Source organism: Actinomyces gaoshouyii (assembly GCF_002076915.1).
GTDB lineage: Bacteria > Actinomycetota > Actinomycetes > Actinomycetales > Actinomycetaceae > Actinomyces > Actinomyces gaoshouyii.
Map to the genome: position 1 here is coordinate 268,475 of NZ_CP020468.1, position 18,173 is coordinate 286,647.

Here is an 18,173-nt window from a genome sequence, read left to right on the forward strand (position 1 = left end):
CCGGTCTCGCGAGGGGGCGGCGTGGGCGGGGCGGGTGTCAGGACTCCAGGATGAATCCGATCGAGCCGAAGTAGATCGTCGTGCCGGGGAGCACGGGCACGGGGACGTCGGGCAGGAGGCGCGTGAGCACGCCATCCATGATGACCCGCGTGCCGTTGGTGGAGTGCAGGTCCGAGATCCAGGCGCCGTCGGCCATGGGCACGATGCAGGCGTGGGTCTTGGACACCGTTCGCGAGGAGTCCGCCAGGCGGATCGCCTCAGCCGCGTTGTAGCGCGAGATGTTCTCCGGGGCCCGGCCCACCAGCGCGATGTCGCTCAGTGCGATGGCCTGCCCGCCGGTGAGCGGCACGAGCCGCAGATGCGGCGGTGCGGCCTGCGCGGACAGGCTGCGCGCCATCGATCCGGTAAGCGCGTGGACGGTGGCGTCGCTGCCCTCGGACCAGTCCTCGATCGGCTCCGCGGCGTGGCGGCCGGACTCAGGGGAGTTGAGCGGTGTGGAGGTGATGATCGGGGCCTCGGGGGACGACGGCGTCGCCGGCGGCTCGGGGGAGAGAGGGGATCCGGCCAGGGAGTGCGGGGAGGCGGGTGCGGGGGTTCCCGGCGAGCGCACGGAGGAGAAGGCGTCGTCGGGGATGCCGAGGGAGGCGAGGGGCACGGGGCGGGTCACGGCCTCGGCCTCAGCCGCGTGGCGGCCCTTGCGGCGGCGCGAGCGGCGGGTGGGGGCCGCCGGCGCCGAGGCCGCGCTCACCGCGGAGGGCGCCGACAGGCTGGACGCGGCGGAGGCCGCAGAACCGGTGGTGACGGCGGAGCCCGCCGAGCGCGCGGAGAAGACCGAGGCCACTGCCGCCGAAACCGCCGAGACCGCGGAGAGCGAGGATCGCCCGCGCCGGGGCGGCGAGACGGTGTGCGCCGGGGCGGCGGAGGCCGCCGACGGCGCAGAGGCTCCCGACACTCCCGAGACAGCGGAGGCTCCGGACACCGCGGAGGAGCTCGAGGCGCTTGATCCCGCTTGGGGGACCTCCTCGATGATGGGACGGGTTGAGGGCACCTCCTGGATGATGCCCGTGGGGCTGGAGGTCGCTGAGGGGGCGGGAGCCGCACTGCCCAGGTCGTGCAGGGTGGGGAGCGCCGCAGCCGCGTCCGCGGAGGGCGCGGACATGTCGACGACGCGGATCGGCCTGACAGTCCTGAAGGTCTGCACCGGGCGGCGGCGGACCCGCCGACTCGCCCGGGCGGCATCGGATGGGGCGCTGGCGCTCAGGGGACTCGACGACTCCAGGCCGGGTCCCGCCTGCCCGGGGCCCCCGGCAGAGCCCGCCGTGGACTGGCTGACCGGCAGATCGGGCAGGACATGGTGGGAGGCCCCCGGCGGGCCCGCGTGGCGTCCGCCGCGCCCTGACGCAGTGGCCGGCTCCTGGGACTCGGTGGTCATGAGGTGCGATTCCTTCTGACTCGGTTGCTCGCTGCGGCGCGGCGGGGGGCGGCCAAGGATCGCGGCGACAGGCGCCCGCGCAGGCGCCCAGGCAGGGGGAGGGAGGACCTCATCCGACTCGCCGCAGTGTCCGCGGAGGACCACAGCGAGTTCAGCGTATCGGAGGCCGGCTCGCCGGCGCCGAAAACAGCCTCATCGACACCATTCGCGACAGGAATGAGACCCGCCGAGGGGAATCGCGCATCGAGGCTGCGGGCAGTCTCGTGGCGGGTCGCACCGGGCTTCATGGGCGCTCGCAGGTCGCGGGCCAGGTCGAGCAGTTCATCCCAGGCGCCCAGCGCCCCGTCGGCCCCTTGCCGGCGCCGCCGCCTCCGGCGCCGCAGGGCCTTGAGCCCCAGGATGAGGAGGAAGGGCGCCAGGATCGCCAGGATCGAGCCTCCGATGAGGAGCAGGAGGCGGGAGATCGGTTCCGGCACGGGCTCGGGCTGATTGTGATCCTGGTCCGGGTCGTCGTAAGAGGGCGGCAGCTCCTCGGGCTTGGGCAGGGGGAGCGGCGGCTGGAGGGCCTGGGGCTGGGGGTTGATGGTGTCGTGCGCGGCCAGCTGCTCGGGGACCTGGTCGCGGTCGGGGGTGACGTCGACGGGCACCCAGCCGTGGTTCTCGAAGGGGATCTCCACCCAGGCGTAGACATCCTCCCCGGTGACGTTGGAGGCGTCGCCGTCGGTGGAGGGGCGGAAGCCCATGACGACGCGCGCCGGGATCCCCAGGGAGCGGCACATGAGCATCATGAGCACGGAGTACTGCTCGTCGTCGCCGATGAGCTGCTCGCGGCTGATCATCGAGGCCAGGCGGGCAGCGCCGTGCCCGGGGGGAGAGGCGTAGTTGGTGCCGTTGGAGTAGGCGCCCGCGCGCAGCGCGTTCTGCATCGCCGCGATCTGCACGACGGGATCGGACTGGTCGCCGACGATCCGGGTGGCCATCGCGGCGATCCCCGGGGGCACGTTGTCCACGGTGCCGAGCTGGATGGGCCTCACCGTGTCGCCGGTGAGCGCGTCCAGGCTGGGGACATCCTGCGGGCTCGTGCGCACGGTGACGATGTCACCTCTGGTCAGGCCGGCGGTCGTGATGAGGGTAGGGGAGGCGCCATCGCGGTAGAGGGTCTCGCGCAGCAGGATCGAGCGCTCCCCTCCGACCTCGATGGACGCGGTGGTAGGGACGGTGGGGACCCAGGGAAGGGCGTAGTCCTCCATCGTCATCCGGACGGTGGCGGGCTCGGAGGCGGTGGGCGCCAGGGCGGCGCCCGCGCCCAGCGGGCGGAAGCCGGAGTCGGAGCCGGTGCCGCCGCTGATCCGGGCGGCCAGGCCGTCATAGGAGTCGAGGGTGGCGACGGCGATGCGGGCGCCGTCGGACAGCCCCTCGACGCTGAGGAGGCGGGCGGAGGCCTGATCGGTCTCCAGGGCGCGCGTGAGCCCCAGGGGGGTGGCGTACTCTCGCAGGTCCAGCGGGGGCTCGAAGGCCTCGCGCAGAAGGTGGCGCTCGCCTTCGGCGGCGGGGAGCGCCAGCCCGATGCCGGCTCCGATGGACAAGATGATGGCGGCTCCCACGACGTGGCGCAGGGTGACCAGGCGGCGAGCCTGCTGGGACCCGGTCGTGCCGGCCACGAGGCGGCTGGCGCGCTGGCCACGAGCGGCGGCGGCCCACATGAGGAGCAGCAGGATGACGAGGGCGGGCCCGATGAGTCGGGCGGCCGGGGCGCTGCGCCCGCCCCAGGCGATGAGGATGGCGGGCAGTGCCAGGGCGATGAGGCCGGCAGTGCGCGCCCAGCCGGCCAGCAGCAGGCGGCAGGAGAGGGTGCTGATCGCCAGTCCCGCGAGCCACGGCAGGACGGACATGCCCACGTAGCCGCTCAGCGGCAGCGGCAGGGTGAGGGAGTTCTTCCAGACGGTGACCGTGCCGGCCAGGACGGCCCGCACGGCGGTCATGCCCGAGCCGACGTCGTGCAGGAGCAGGGGGCCCAGGCTCGCGTGGGCGATGGCGGCCAGGGCGAGGGTGAGCAGGGGGCCCAGGCGCAGGCGGGCGGCGGCCAGGGCGGCCAGGGCGCCGATGGCGATGCCCTCGGCGGCGGCGATGACGCCGCGGGGCCCGGCGAAGGCCGAGTAGACGGGGGCCGTCCCCACCACGAGCAGGGCGATGAGGAGGAGGTAGGGAATCGCGGCCAGACCCGCCCGCCGGGGGCGCGCCTGGGCGGAGGGCGTGGGGGAGCCCGCCGCGCGACGGAGTTTCAGTGGGGTCATAGGGCCCTCCTCAGGAGCTGGGGGAGGCTGTCGACCGTGTCGAGGTTGAGCACGGGGGTCGAGGCGAGCATGGAGATGCCGGGCTCGGCAGCGCCACAGGAGATGATGATCGAGCTCATGCCGGCGGGGATGCGCAGACGCGCCTTGGCCAGGGTGGCCTCGGGGCAGCCCGCGCCGGTGATGAGCGCGACGATGGAGGCGCCGGGGTGGAGCCCGGTGCCGTGGTTGACGAGGGCGTCGAGTTCCTCGGCGCCCGTGAGGTCCAGTGTGCAGGATGCGTCGAGCAATCGCGCGGGGCCCGTGGTGGGCAGAGTGTCGCGCTGGGTGAGCACGGACACCTCTCGGCTCTCCATCATCGAGCTGAGGGCCAGCGAGCAGGTGGCGGATACCGCCGTCTCGAAATGATCCGGGTCGAGGTAGTCGTCCTCGCGCACGGACAGCAGGGTGAGGAGGCTGGCGCGCTGGGTGGCCTCGAACTGGCGGACCATGAGGGTGCCCGTGCGGGCGCTGGACTTCCAGTGGACGTGACGGCGGTCGTCGCCGGGGATGTAGGGGCGCAGCGCGTGGAAGGAGGCGTCGGACATGGACAGGTCCTGGGTGACGGCGCCCTCGATGTCCCGCATGACGCCGTGGACGGCCTGGCCGATGCGCACCGTGCGGGGGTGGACGTGGACCGTCTGCGCCGTGCTCATGGCGCGGGAGCGGCGGGCCAGGCCCAGGGGGTCGCCGACCACCTGCATGACGGGGCCGATGGACAGGACGCCGCGGCGCTCCGTGGGCAGGGCGAAGCCCTCGTCGTGGGACTCGCCGGCGTGGAGGAGGGGCACGTTGATCTCGGCGAGGCCCTCGCCCATGGGCATCTCCATGCGGGTGGGCAGGAGGGCGCGGGTTCCCTCGTTGGAGGCGGTCACTCGCACGAGGGCGTGGTCGCCCACCGCGATGCGCGGGGCGATGAGGCCGTGGGTGACGGTGTGGCCGCCCTGGTGGAGGATCCAGCCCAAGGCCGTGAGCAGGCAGGCGATGAGCGCGGCGGCGCCGGCCCAGGCCTCCTGCCAACCCAGGGTCGCTCCGGCCAGGAGGCTGGCGACGGCGAGGCCCGCGGCCGTCCAGCCGGTGCGGGTGAGCACCTGGGCGCCGGTGGTCCCGGGCGCGTCGGCGCCAGGGAGGTCGGGAGATGTGGTGGGGGCCCCCGGGGAGGGGGTGCTGGTCAGGGGATTTAGGGTATTCAGGGAGGTCATCGATGTGGTGGGTCACCCGATCGCGATCTGACAGGTGACGGTCAGGTTGGGATTATTGGTCAAGGGTAGGCTCCGCCACTGCGGAGAGTAGCTGGTGTAGTAGGGAGCGCTTGACGGCCAGACATTGGTGTCATTGAAGCTGCACAGGAGCGGTTTTCCCGGGGGGAAGCTCGAGAGGTCCAGGACGACGCGCCAGCAGCTGCCCGCGGAGTACCCGGACTTGGCCAGGTCGCTCGCGGTGCAGACGGCCTCCGGGCTCGTGGTCTGAATCGGCAGGACCTGGGACTGGCCACCCTGGTTCGCCAGCGGCTGGGCGTGGTGCTCCTGCTTCGCCGGCTCCGGCTTATTCCATGTCTGCGGATCGGAGCATTCATCACTGTAACCGAGGGCGTTCTCAGCGCGCACGCACCACCAGGTGCGGACACCCTCGGGGAATTGAACAGTAGCTGATTCGCCGGCCTTGAGGGTGCCCAACCAGGTCTTTTTCTGTCGGTTGTCGTCCGTGTAGTGGTGGTACTCCACAGGAAGGCCACCATCGGTGCCGGGGCTCCAATGGCAGGTTGTCTGTCCGTCGGAGCCCACCTTGTCACACCAGACATTCGTGGGATCGCCAGGCTTCCCTTTGGGGATGACACTGGTCGACACCGTATCGGAGTAGACCGTGCTCCCATCTCGACGGGTGCCGTAGGCGCGGGCCTCGACTGTGACTGATCGGCCGGCGGGGAGATAGTCGAAGGTCGTGCCTGTCGTCCAGCCGCTCCCATGGACGCGGTATTCGATGGTGAGATCGCCCGCGCTCCAGCCATCGCCCGCCTGAGCGCTCGCGGACACTGTGACCTGTCCGGCGACGGTCTTAGACTCCTTGGCGGACAACTCCGTGGGGGGCAGCGGCTTCGAGCGCAGGTCGAGATTGATGCTCTTGGAGTTCGAGGAGTCCGTCGAGCCGCCCCGCGTCGTCGCCCTCACGGTGAAGGTGTAGGTGCCCGATGTCGAGAGCCTGATCGAGGCCGACAGGGCGGAGCCCGCGTTGATCGTGCGGGACTCCGGGCCGGTGACGCTCACCGTATAGGAGACCGGGCCCGCGTGGTTCGGGCTGGCCCCCTGCCAGTGGACCGTCACCCCGGAGGCCGTCTGGACGACGCTCGTGACCTCGAAGGAGCCCGGCTTACCGTAGGGCGTCGCAGAGGAGCCGGAGCTGGCGCTCTTGGAAGAGCCGACCTCCGCGCCTCCCGAGTTGGCCACGGCCGTGACAGTCACGGAGTAGGAGTCGCCCGTCTGCACGCCGTCGGCCGCGCCGATGGTGAGCGAGGTGCCGGTCGTCGTGCGGGTGATGTCGCCATTGTCGGAGTGGAAGACCACCCGGTAGCTGGTCTGAGTGCCCGGCACGGCAGTCCCCGGGGTCCATGAGGCGGTGAGGGTCCCCTCGCCGGCCTGGAGGCGCACACCGCTGGGGGCGCCCGGCGACGACGGGCCCAGGGTGACGGTGTTGGAACGGCCGGCCGACGAGGTGCCATTGGCGTTCGTGGCCGTCACCTCGAAGGTGTAAGACCTGCCGGCGGTCAGGCCCGTGGCGTAGCACGGGCTGCCCGTGCAGCTCCAGGAGCCTGCGCCGCCTACCTCGGTGAGGGTGTAGCCCGTGATGGGGCTCCCGTTGGCGCTGCCCGGAGACCACGTCACCCTGACGGAGCTGTAGTCGCGCGCCTCGGCCGCCACCTGCGTGGGCGCGGAGGGCGCGGAGGCCACGGTGACCGTCACCGTGCCGGTGGCGGCCCGGTCCGCGGAGCCCGTGGCGTCGAGCACCTGGTAGCGGACCACGATGTCACCCGCGGCCCCGGCCGACGGCGTGATCGTCAGCGAGGTGCCCGAGGCGCTCACCGAGCCCCGCCCCGAGGCGATCGTGGGCGTGCCGGACAGGGTGATCGGCTGGTCCGGGAACGGGTTGGACACGTAGGAGGAGACATCCACCGTCACCGCCTCGCCATTGGAGCTCAGCGTCGCCGGTGTCGTCGTCATGCGCGGGCGGGTCGAGGCGCTCGCCGCCAGCGGCAGGCTCGCCGACACCTCCGGGTTCTTGCCGTCGGAGACGGTCACCGGCAGGGCGCCGGTGGTGCCGGCCGCCGTCGCGGCGTCCGCGCCCACCGTCACGCTGGACCCGGACTGGGAGGCCGTGAAGCCGGCCGGCGCCGAGCCGATCGTGAAGGTGAGAGCATCGCCGTCGGGGTCGGTGGCCATGGCGGACAGGTCCACGGTCACGGGAGTCTCATTGGGCGCCACCGTCACGGCCGTCGGGATGAACGTGGGGGCGCGGTTCTCCGTCGACTCCACGAGGATCGGCAGGCTCAGCGTGGCGCTGAGCGCGCCGTTACCCGTCCCATCGGCCACGGTGAGGGAGACCTGGGTCTGCCCGGTGAAGCCGGAGGAGGGCGTCACGGACAGCGAGCCGTTGCCCTCCGCACTGGCCGAGGACAGCCCGGCCCCGGCCGTGATCGAGGACTCATCCCCGATGACGGGCGAGGTCCCCGAGCGGGTGAGGACGTAGGAGGCCAGGGGGATGGAGGTGGCCTTGTCCGCAGGGATCCTCACCGGGGTGGTCGAGGGGTTGATCTGGGGCGCCAGGTCCGAGGAGGCGGGCACGGAGACCACTGCCTGGCTCGTGAGCCCGTCGGGGTCGGTGATCGTGTAGAGGATGAGCTGTGGGGAATTCGTGATCGATACCCGCAGGGAGCCCCCCTCCACCGTGGCGTTCGGGTCCGAGGTGGACACGGTGAGCGTCTCCGGGCTCCCATCGGGGTCGGAGTCGTTCTTGAGCACGTCCACCAGGGCCGTGCCCGAGGCGTCGATATCGGACAGCGTTACCGCATCATCGGCGGCGAAGGGCGCCTGAGGCGGGGCATCGGCGCGCACCTGCGCCGTCAGAGTGCCCACCGCGGTGCCTCCGCGGGAATCGGTGGCCGTGTAGTGGACGGTGTAGTTGCCCTCCGCCTCGGGCAGCTCCAGGGCGACCTGGCTGCCCGCCGTGCTCGCCGACAGTGCGGGGTCCTCGCTCGTGGGTTCGCCGGCCAGGGTGACCGGGTCATCATCGGAGTCCCAGTCGTTGGCGGTCACGTCCACCCGCACCTTGCGGCCCGGCTTGGCGGTCACCAGGTCATCGGTGGTCTTGGGCGGCGTGTTGACGGTCGCGGGGGCGGCGATGCCGACCCGTGCTGTGCCTGTGGCCGTGGCGCCCAGGTGGTCGGTGACCGTGTAGGTGAAGGAGTCGGTGCCGCGGGAGCCCTCGAAGGCGGTGTAGGTGAGCACGTTGCCCTTGACCTCGACACTGCCCTTCGTGGGCTGGGTGGCCAGGCCGGTGAGGGTCACGGAGTCCCCATCGGGATCGATCCGGTCCAGGGGAACCGTCAGTGAGGCCTTCCTGCCGGCGACGGTGGACGCCGTGACCGGGCGCGGTTCCGGGGCGGCGTTCGCGGCGTCGTCGCGCTCGCGCACCTCGATGGTGGCCGTGGCCGTGGCCGTCTGCCCGGCGGAGTCCTGGACCGTGTAGGACACCTCCGCGGTGCCGGGGGTGTCTCCGGCCTTGAAGCGCAGCTTGTCCTGGTTGATCCAGGCGGTGCCCAGCGAGTCATCCGGGACGGTGAGCTTGCCAGTGGTCGTCAGGGACAGACCCGAGGGGGAGGCGTCGTTCTCCAGCACGGGGATGGTGACGATGTCGCCGACGCGCACGACGGCCGTGTCGTTGACGCCGATCGGCGCCTGGGAGGCCGAGTAGGGCAGGGGCACGATGGTGATCGTGCCGGTGGCCGTGGCCGTGCCGTTGGAGACCGTGTACTCGGCCGTCATCTTGCCCTGGAGCTCGCCGACGGCGGAGATCTGCATGAGGGAGTGGTCGACAACGGTCGCGCTCACCCCGGAGGCGGGCGGCGTGGTGGCCGAGACCGCCACGAGGACCCCGCCGGAGGGGTCGGTGTCATTGGCCAGGGGGTTGACGGTGATCGAACCGCCCGGGGCGAGGAAGACGGTGTCGTCCTCGACCACGGGAGCCGCCGAGGGATCCGAGGCCTCGGCGATGTCCACGCGGATGAGGCCCTTGGCCAGGGAGGCTCCGTCGGAGGTCTCGTAGTCGAGATAGTAGGTGCCCGCGCTCTGGGCGGTGAAGCTGACCGTGCCGGCGGCCTGGTCCTTCGTGGCGGTCGCGCCGCTGGGCGGCTCGCTGATCGAGCTGAGGCGCAGAGGCGTGGAGGTCGGCGAGGAGTCATTGGCCAGCGGGGAGATCGTCACCTGCTGCCCGACGACGCCTCTGGCGTGATCCGCGTGCGTGGCGGGAACGGCGTCGCCGGCCGGGACGATCTCGACGGTCAGCGTGCCCTCGGTGGTGGTGCGGCCATCGGAGACGATGATCGTCATCTCGCGGGGCCCCGTGCCGCCGTTCAGCTCGGTGACGGTGAGCAGGCCCTCGGGGGTGGTGCGGGCCTCCAGGCCCACGCCGGTGGCGGAGACCAGGTGCGGGTCATCGCCGTCGGGATCGCGCCAGTTGGACAGGACGGAGATCGAGTCCGTGCCGCCCTCGGCGAGCTTGAGGGTCTGGGCGGCCTGCTGCTCGGGCGCGGAGTTCTCCGAATCGGGGCGGATCGTCACCGTGGCGACGGCGGAGTCGGACATGCCGCGCCCGTCGTCGGCCGTGTAGGGCACGGTGATCGTCCCGGTCGCGCCCGCGGGGACGTTGATCGCCAGGGCCAGGCCGCCCTGGACCTGGGTGACCGTCGCCGTCGAGCCGGCATCACCCGGGATGGCGGTGAGGACATCGCCGTCGGGGTCGGAGTCGTTGGCCAGGACCGGCAGGACCGTCGTGCGACCGGCGCGCACGCCGAAGGAGTCGTCGACGGCGTCCGGCGGGTTCTCCTCATCGCGGTTCGGGGTCTGGGCGGGATCCTGCGTGGTGTCCTTGGCGCTCTCGTCCGGGGTGGCGTTGTCGCTGGAGTGCCCGGAGTTCTCGGTCCACTCGTCGGCCTGGGCGAGGTTCTGGTCGGGCAGCCATACGGTGCCGATCGTCGTGTCGTTGAGGACGATCGCGTCGCGGTTGGTGCGGAAGACGGGGGTGGTCGAGGAGGCGAGGGCGTCGTCGTGGATGTACTCGGGGGACGAGGAGCCGCATATCCGCAGGAACTGCCCGGAGGAGGACCAGGCCGCGTAGGAGCAGGCGCCCAGGCGAACGGGGCGGGCGGCGACTCCCGGGGCGGCGTCGCCCTTCTCCGCCGATGGCGTGCGCGTGGGGGACGAGCCGTCGAGGGGCACGCTGATGAGCTCGGTGCGCGAGGCGACGAGCACGCTGGAGGCGTCGGGGCCGGGCTGCTGGAGGGCCAGGCCTGTCTCGCCGAGGTCGACGGTGGTGCCACCGGGCAGGTGGAGGGTACCGGTGCCGCGCTCCAGGACGATCGGCTTCGAGCCGACCGCGGTGAGTGCGGCATCCGCGCCGGCCGAGAGCGTCAGCGCGGTGGAGGTGGGGGGCGCCCAGGAGGTGGCGGTGGCGGTGGCCGTGGTGAGGGCGCCGGTGGAGGGGGACAGGGCGTGGATGGCGCCGTCGGTCCCGATGGTCGCCAGGAGGCCGGGGGCGTCGGAGATGATCGGGGAGGCGGAGCCGCTGGTGACGATGCCCGCCTCGCTCGCCAGGGCGCCGCTGACAGTGCCATCGGCCGAGTTGATCGCGATGACGCGGTCGGAGCCCTGGGCGATCGTGGTCCCGGCGGGCAGGGTGGCCACCGAGGCTTTGGAGACGAGCGCCGGATCGACCTTGTCCACGGACTTCGCTGAGGCGTCGGAGACCAGGACATTCTTGCCGTGCTGGCTGACATCGAAGTCCGACGACGCCGTGCGGATGACGCCGTCCGCCTCATGGGAGGAGGCGTTGATGCGGGCCACGAGATGCTTCGACGTCGAGGTCACCCAGACGCCGTCATCGTGGAGGTCGAGGTCCTGCTGGGCGATGCCCTGGTGCTGCACGGCGGCCAGGCCCAGGGCTGCAGCGCACAGGACGGTCAAGGCGCCGGCGCCGCGGCGTCGGATCCGGCCGCTCAGAGTGCGGACGATGGAGGAGGGCACGGAGATGGCTCCAATCGGGACGGGATCGCGCGCTCGGGTGTACAGGGCCGAGCCGACGACCAGGATTCGCCATTCATTCTACGGGCGCGCCCCGGCCGGTGTCCCCCCTCAACCCGTTAGCCGCCACCTCGTGATCTTCCAGGTGGCGGGGCCCACAGACTCTATGACGGGGGCGTCACGAAAGCGCGGGGCGGGGGAGGGGCGAGCAGTGCCCGACGCCGTCGGCGCCGCGGCTGGGACCGTCCCGGTTGCCGGGATCAGTCCGGCGTCGTCGGGTGGTTCAGCACCGGATCCAGCTGGAGGCCCCGCAGGCCGTTCCAGGCGAGGTTGACCATATGGGCCGCCACCGATTCCTTGCTCATGGAGCGATCCTCCAGCCACCACTGGGCCGGCATGGCGACGATGCCGACGAGCATCTGGGCGTACAGCGGCGCGGTGGAGGCCTCGAGCCCGTGGGCGCGGAACTGCGCGGCGAGGATGCCGGAGACCTGGATAGCGACATCGGACAGAAATGTGGAGTACGTCCCCGCCGCGCGATCACTGCCCGCCGACAGCAGGCGGAAGCCGTCGGGCGAGTTCTCGATGTAGGTCAGCAGGGCCAGCGCCGCGCGCTCGACGATCACCGAGGGGCTGCTCGAGGAGCGCAGGGCCTCGGTGATCGTGGCGGAGATCGTCGTCAGCTCACGGTCCACGATGACGGCGTAAAGACCCTCCTTGCCGCCGAAGTGCTCATAGACCACCGGCTTGGAGACCTTGGCCCGGTGAGCGATCTCCTCGATGCTGGTCCCCTCGAAGCCCCTGTCCGCGAACAGGGCGCGCGCCACGGCGATGAGCTGCTCGCGCCGTTGGCTGGCGCTCATCCGGGTGCGCTTGGGGGCCACGGGGATCGGCGCGCCTCAGGAGGCCCGGGCCTCAGGCCTCGGCGGGCACGACGTGGCCGGCCAGGGAGATCGCCTCATTGACGGCCCGGTGCAATTGCTCGGGGATCGATCCCCACACCCGCATGATGAGGTCGGCGGGGATCGTGGGCAGGCCCGCCATCCGCAGGATGATCGCCGCCTGCGGGTGGGCGTGGGCGTCTGTGCTCATGGCCCAGAAGCCGGCCATATCGGGGGCGGGGCGCAGCCGCTGGGGCTCGGTGTCCGGGATGAGGGACGCCAGGACGGCCTTTTGGGCGCTGTGGCGTCCGGCCTTGGAGGAGTCGTCAGTGGCGGGGACGATCGCCAGATCGACGACGAACTCCGGGCGGCCGGCCTCGCACCTGACGACGCGGGCCTCGGAGCCGAGCCGGTCAGCGCGCGAGAGGCCCTCCAGGACCTGCAGCAGGAAGGGTTCGGCCGAGGGGTCCAGGGCCCCCGCGGCCCGTCGCCGCGCCTCGATCCGCGCCCATCCTGGTGCCGGGTAGGTGGGGATGACGATCCAGTTGCCCGGATCGGGTCGAACGGCGATCTCCATCGTTGTCCTGCTTTCTTGTTTTTCCTCGTCGTCGCCTCTGCGCGCCAGCGCTCATGCCGCCCCTCCCCGGGCGGCGCCTGCCGTCCGCGCGCCGATGGCCGGTCCATGGGCCGCCGGGCGCTAGTACCGGCTAGTCCTTGACACGGTACCCCACCTTGCCGAAGAGAACGCGATCGCCGGGAAACACGGGTTCCGGGATCCCCGGGACCGCGCGGCGCGAGGAGCCCCCGTGGACGATAGTGGTGCCGTTGGTGGAGTGCAGGTCGGTCACCCATAGACCGTCGACCACCGGGATGAGCAGGGCGTGGGTCTTGGAGATGGACAGCGAGGTCCCGCGCAGCACGAGGAGGCTCGCCTCGGGGTGCTCCGGGGAGGCCACCGGGTCGCGGCCCAGGACGACGACGCCGGCCAGAGCGATCTCCCCGCCGTCCCGCTCGGGGACGAGGACGGCGGTGGCGCCGGTGTCCTCGATCGAGGAGGGCGTGCGGATGGACTGGATGGTGGAGTCCAGGGAATCCTCGCCGTCGGAGTGCGCCCCCAGGTCCACGTTGCGCAGATCGACGGGCTCCGTCGGGGGAGGCGCCCCGTGCTCCTCCTCGACGCGCGGCGCTATCGGCGCGCTCGTGGCGCTCACCGCGCTGGGCACGGAGGCGGCGCTGGTGAGGATGTCCGTGCTCCCCGTGCTCCCCGTGCTCCCCGTGCTCACGGCGCTTGTCGTGCTCGCGCTGGAGGCGCTGATGGCGGGCGCGCTCGCGGTGCTGATGGCCGATGCCTGCGAGGGCGCAGAGTCCGCCTCGGGGGTCTCAGCGTCGATGACGGGCCCGGAGGCGCCGCCGTCGGGGGCGAGATCCACCGAGCCGACGACGAGGCGGGCGTTCAGGGCGTCCAACCCACTGCCGTCGAGCGTGGGGCTGTCGAGCTCGGGTGCCTCCTCTGACCAGGGGATGGAGCCCAGGATCGCCACGGCGCCGGGCTCCTGCGCGCGCGAGGAGGAGCGTCGCCTCGGACGGCGCGTGCGAGGAGCGCGATCGGCACCCGCACCAGCGGTGGCGGAGGAACTGGCCGCGGGGGCCGACGATGCCGAGGAGGTCGCCGCCGAGGGCGTCGCCGGCTCGGGCTCGCAATCGCGGGAGCCGGTGGTGCCACCCATTAGGCGCTCGTCGGAGGGCACGGCCGAGGGCGTCATCATCGCCGTCGGCTCATCGGGCAGGGGCGCGGGTGAGGAAGGGGGCGGGTCGCTGGGGGCGGGGGACGGCTCATCCGCTCCGTGCGGCGGGGCGATCGCGCTGGAGGGCTTCGTCGCGATGAGCCGCATCCGGCTCAGGCGGTCGTGCCAGCTCATCCCCTCGGGATCCTTCGCCGCGCTGCGCAGCATGAATAGTCCGCCGATGCCGGCGGTGAAGAGCGCGGTGACGAGGATGAGGTCGGCGTGGACGAAAGTGCCTACGAAGGAGGGGCCGTCATTGGAGGCGTCGACCATCCTCACCCCGACGATCCGGCCACCGGGCGTCCAGCCGGTGGCCGCGACGAGGGCGAATCGGGCGAGGACGAGCCCCGCTGCGGTGACCCCCGCGGTGATCGGCAGACCCAGGGGCTCCTTGGCGAGCAGCGTGATGATGGCGCCGATCGCGACGCCCAGGAGGATGTCGATGACGACGGCGAGGAGGCGGGCCTTCGGGGATGCCGGGAGCGCGGGGCCGGGGAGCGCCCGCCGCTGGTTCTGCTTCGGCGCCTGAGTGGTGGTGGCGGTCACGCGCGCTTTCCCTTCGCGTTGGTGATCTTGGTACCGCCCCTCACGCAGTGGCCGCCACCGCCTCGGACTCGGGCGACGCGACCTCCTGGAGGAGGGCCCTGCGCAGCATCGTCGACGAGGTCGTCGGCGTGTACGGCAGGTAGACGACGCGGGCGCCGACCTCTGCCATCTGCTCCTCGAGCAGCCGGCCTTTGTCGGTGCCGCGCCAGTCCGTTCCCTTGAAGAGTACATCGAATGGCGCGGTTCGCCAGGCCAGGCGCTTGTCCTGATCGTGATCGAGGATGACATGATCGACCATTCGCAGGGCCTGGACGAGGGCCATCCGTTCGTGCTGGGGCACGATCGGACCTCGGCCTTTCATCCGCTCCAGGGAGGCGTCCGTGGCGACTCCGGCGATGAGGCGGTCGCAGTGAGCCGCGGCGGTTGTGAGGATATTGAGATGACCGACGTGAAGCATGTCGAAGCCACCGGGGACGTAGCCGACGTTCATCAGTAAGCCCCCTTCCCACCGGTGACGGCGCGCGCCGTGGCGGCCAGGATCTTGGCGTCGATCAGCGCGCCGCGGTTCTCCACGTAGTGGCGGTCGAGGGCCACAGTGGAGTTCCAGGACAGGTCCGATCGGCCCGAGACCTGCCACAGGCCGGTCATGCCGGGGCGCACGAGGAGGCGGCGGCGCGCCTCGTCGTCGTACTGGGCGACCTCGCTGGGCAGGGCCGGGCGGGGGCCCACCAGGCTCATCTCGCCGCGCACGACGTTGATGAGCTGGGGGAGCTCGTCCAGGGAGGTGCGGCGCAGGATCCGGCCCACGCGGGTGATCCGGGGGTCGCGGGAGTCCTTGAACAGGACCTGGTTGCCCGAGTCGCCGCCGCGGGCGATCAGCGCCGCCCTGCGGGCATCGGCGTCGGCGTACATGGAACGCAGCTTCCACATCGTGAAGTGCGTGCCATTGAGCCCCACGCGAGTTTGGCAGTAGAAGGGGTTGCCGGGGGACTCCAGGCGCACGGCCAGGGCCGCGATCCCGATGATCGGCGAGGCGGCCAGCAGGAGCATCAGGCCGACGAGACGGTCGACGACCTTCTTGCCGGCCTCGCGGGTGCGGCGGGTCCTGACGGCGATGAGCGCCGTCCATCCGTGCGTCACCGGCAGACCCGTCAGGCGCCCGGGCTCGACGTCCTGCAGGCCGGGGGCGACGATGAGGCGGACGTGGGTGCCCTCGAGCCCGCGCATGAGGGAGCGCAGGTCGTCGGGGGCGACCGCGCCGAGGGTCATGACGACGTCGATCATCTCCTCGCTGACCATCTGCGCCAGGCCCTCCGCGTCGGGCACGGGCATCGCATTGCCCAGGCGCCCGGTGGTGCCGGAGGAGAGGTAACCGATGACGAGGAAGCCGTCGGCGGGGTGGCGGCGCATCTCGTGGAGCATCGGCTCGGCACCGGGGCCCATGACGATGAGGGTGCGGCGCAGGGCGTGGCCGTCCATGCGGCGGCGGCGCAGGTGACTGGATTCGACCGTCCTGCCCATCAGGATGAGGAGGAACTGGGCGGCCAGCAGGCAGGCCACGGCGATCGGACTGAGGGAGGAGCCCAGGGCGCGGTTGGCCAGGAGGCTGACCGGCAGGGCCAGTACGTGCAGGCCGAGGAGCGCGGGCAGGGGGATGGAGCCGTGATCGACGGCAGCGGCGCCCAGGCCGCCCAGGGCCCAGGTTCCGACGATGATCAGCATGCCCACGGTCGTGGCGGCGAGGGTGGCGCCCGCGCCGCCGAAGGGGAGGGCGATCCAGGCGGGGATGGCGATCGCGACGAGGTCGCTGAGCACGATCCAGGCCAGGAGGTCGCGGCGCATGGAGGACCATGCAAGACGGCCACGCGCGGGCTCTGCGAGGGGCAGGCGTGCCAGGGGCAGGCCGGTCTCCGGCCTGATAGTGGCCGCAACATCATTCAGGTACATCAGGGCTCCTGTTGAAGTATGCGAGGGATGTTCGGGGAAGGGATCCGGAAGGAGAAAGTGTCCAGGTCAGACTAGGTGCTAAAGACCGGGGCCACAGGGAGCGACCCGCTGGGAGCCTGAAGGTCAGACCTTTCGAGGGAACGGCGGATCGGAATCGTCGTTAGTAGTCGTATGTCAGATCTTCTGAGCAGATTGTATCCCCCAGGCGTGCGGCTTGGGCAATGTTGTACGGCACCTGTGCGCCATCGGCGGCGCGAGACGGTGCGCGGTTCTGGGCAAGTGGGGCTTGGCCTGCGTCGATCGTCTTACCTCGAAGGCGTCTTGAGCGTTGAACTCCGGAAGGTCCAGACCTCTGGCCTGTGGCTTCGCGGCTGGGCGCTCCCAGTGTGAGATGTGCCGCCGTCGCGGGCAATGCCGCCCGGGACCTGCGAGGGGCCGCCATCGGTCACGGAATAGCGCCAAAAGCCCGGGGCCGCCGGGGCGCCGGGAGGGCCGGCTGCTAGAGTCTGGCCGTTCCCGCGGCGTCCCCGACGCTGGTCCTTGCCCTGTTGCTGCCCTGTTGAACGAGGTACCGCTATGCCCACCCAGCCCGCCCCCCGGAGATCCGGGCCATGGGCCTCGGTCGGCCGGACGGCCGGCGCGAAGATGGTCGTCATGGTCGTCGCAGGCGTCTTCGGCCTCATCAATACCCGGCTCATCCTCAGCCACTTCGGCGCCGACGCCTACGCCCAGTACGGCCTGCTGGCCACCTTCCCCACCCTCATGCCCTTCACCGACCTGGGCATCGGAGCGGTCATCCTCAACGTCGTCGCCGGCTCCACCGATCCTGCTCACGACTCCACGTTGCGCCGTACCCTGACCACCGCCATGCGCGTCCTGCTCGCCTCCACGGTGGTCATCTGCACCGCGGGCATCGTCATCCAGCTCCTGGGCGCCTGGCCCACCCTGCTCGGCGCCCGCCTCATGGATGGCGGCGGTGCCACTGCCACCATCTGCCTCCTCATCTACTCCCTCGCCCTGCCGTTGAGCGTGGGGCAGCGCATCGTCGTCGGGCTCGGCCGATCGGCCACCCAGGTGATCAGCTCCGGTGTCGTCTCCCCGGCGATGACCACCCTCCTGCTGCTGGCGATCGTCACCCGCATGGACTCGGGCAACGCCGTATCCATCTACTCCTACCTGGCCAACACGCTGGTCTCGGTCATCTGCATCATCGTGGCCTGGCGGGCCACCGGCCCCCTCCTGCGCGAGGCCGCGCGCGACGTTCCCCGGCTGCGCGAGGTCCCCGGCGTCAAGGTCATCAACACCGCCGGTCCCCAGCTTCTGCAATCACTCGTCCTGCCCATCGCCTTCCAAACCGACCGCATCCTCCTCAGCCACCTGGGCGCCTCCGACGCGCTCGCGCAGTACAACCTCGCCAGCACGCTGTTCAACCTGCTCACGCAGACCGTCGTCGCCGCCGGCGTGGCCATGTGGCCGGTGTTCGCGCGGGCCCGCTCGGCCGGGCGGATCGCCAGCCCCCTCAAGCCCGCGGGGGTCTTCGCCGGCGCCGCGGGGGTGATGGCCCTCGCCATGGCGCTGCTCGCCCCCTGGGCCGCGGGCATCCTGTCCGACGGCACCATCCGCCTGCCGACGCTGCTCATCGTGTCCTTCGCCGCGTCGGTCATCGTCGAGGCCGCCAAGTACCCGCTGGGCATGTACATGACGGACCCGCGCGGGCTGCGCTTCCAGGTGGTCCCGGTCCTCGTGCTCGTCCCGGTCAACTTCGCCCTGTCCTGGGCGCTCATCGCGCCCTTCGGTCCGGCCGGACCCGTCCTCGGCTCCGTTATCTCCGTGGTCATCTGCCAGTCCATCCCCTACCTGTGGTGGGTGCGCCGGGACCTGGCGCGCCGCCGTCGCCAGGCCGGTGAGGAGGCCGGGGCGCCCGCCGATGATGCCCAGCCCACCCCTGCCTGATCCCCTACCCG

10 protein-coding genes are annotated in these 18,173 nt (G+C 71.7%); 1 reads left to right on the forward strand and 9 read right to left on the reverse strand.

Features of this window, described 5'->3' with window-relative positions:
* Window positions 1-37: 37 nt before the first annotated feature.
* The 9 genes from B6G06_RS10000 to B6G06_RS01085 all read right to left on the reverse strand — a co-directional run bounded on the left by B6G06_RS10000 (window position 38) and on the right by B6G06_RS01085 (window position 16,209).
* Window positions 38-1,432 carry an FHA domain-containing protein gene (locus tag B6G06_RS10000; RefSeq protein ID WP_125898865.1) on the reverse strand — a complete coding sequence of 465 codons (1,395 nt, stop codon included), beginning with the start codon at window positions 1,430-1,432 and terminating at the stop codon, window positions 38-40.
* Window positions 1,429-3,726 (reverse strand): transglutaminase-like domain-containing protein, encoded by a 2,298-nt coding sequence (locus B6G06_RS10600; protein WP_081170518.1) that lies wholly within the window; start codon window positions 3,724-3,726, stop codon window positions 1,429-1,431. Before B6G06_RS10600 ends, B6G06_RS10000 begins: the two co-directional genes overlap by 4 nt.
* Window positions 3,723-4,964 carry a DUF58 domain-containing protein gene (locus B6G06_RS01055; protein ID WP_080462409.1) on the reverse strand — a complete coding sequence of 414 codons (1,242 nt, stop codon included), beginning with the start codon at window positions 4,962-4,964 and terminating at the stop codon, window positions 3,723-3,725. Before B6G06_RS01055 ends, B6G06_RS10600 begins: the two co-directional genes overlap by 4 nt.
* Before the next feature lie 12 nt (window positions 4,965-4,976).
* Window positions 4,977-11,054 (reverse strand): Ig-like domain-containing protein, encoded by a 6,078-nt coding sequence (locus B6G06_RS01060; RefSeq protein WP_081170520.1) that lies wholly within the window; start codon window positions 11,052-11,054, stop codon window positions 4,977-4,979.
* A gap of 257 nt (window positions 11,055-11,311) precedes the next feature.
* Window positions 11,312-11,935: a TetR/AcrR family transcriptional regulator gene (locus B6G06_RS01065; protein WP_188640747.1), complete on the reverse strand. Its 624-nt coding sequence runs from the start codon at window positions 11,933-11,935 to the stop codon at window positions 11,312-11,314.
* Between the two features lie 31 nt (window positions 11,936-11,966).
* A complete protein-coding gene (locus B6G06_RS01070; RefSeq protein WP_080462407.1) occupies window positions 11,967-12,509 on the reverse strand; it encodes a hypothetical protein in 543 nt (180 codons plus the stop codon).
* Window positions 12,510-12,639: 130 nt separating this feature from the next.
* A complete protein-coding gene (locus B6G06_RS01075) occupies window positions 12,640-14,262 on the reverse strand; it encodes an RDD family protein (protein ID WP_164505174.1) in 1,623 nt (540 codons plus the stop codon).
* A gap of 40 nt (window positions 14,263-14,302) precedes the next feature.
* The gene (locus tag B6G06_RS01080) at window positions 14,303-14,752 is read right to left on the reverse strand and encodes an FAD synthase family protein (RefSeq protein ID WP_081170524.1); all 450 of its coding nucleotides are present in this window, start codon (window positions 14,750-14,752) and stop codon (window positions 14,303-14,305) included.
* Complete coding sequence (locus B6G06_RS01085; RefSeq protein WP_229657993.1) at window positions 14,752-16,209, reverse strand: sugar transferase; 1,458 nt, start codon at window positions 16,207-16,209, stop codon at window positions 14,752-14,754. Before B6G06_RS01085 ends, B6G06_RS01080 begins: the two co-directional genes overlap by 1 nt.
* Before the next feature lie 576 nt (window positions 16,210-16,785).
* Here B6G06_RS01085 and B6G06_RS01090 point away from each other — a divergent pair.
* A complete protein-coding gene (locus tag B6G06_RS01090; protein WP_081170526.1) occupies window positions 16,786-18,162 on the forward strand; it encodes an MATE family efflux transporter in 1,377 nt (458 codons plus the stop codon).
* Window positions 18,163-18,173 lie beyond the last annotated feature (11 nt).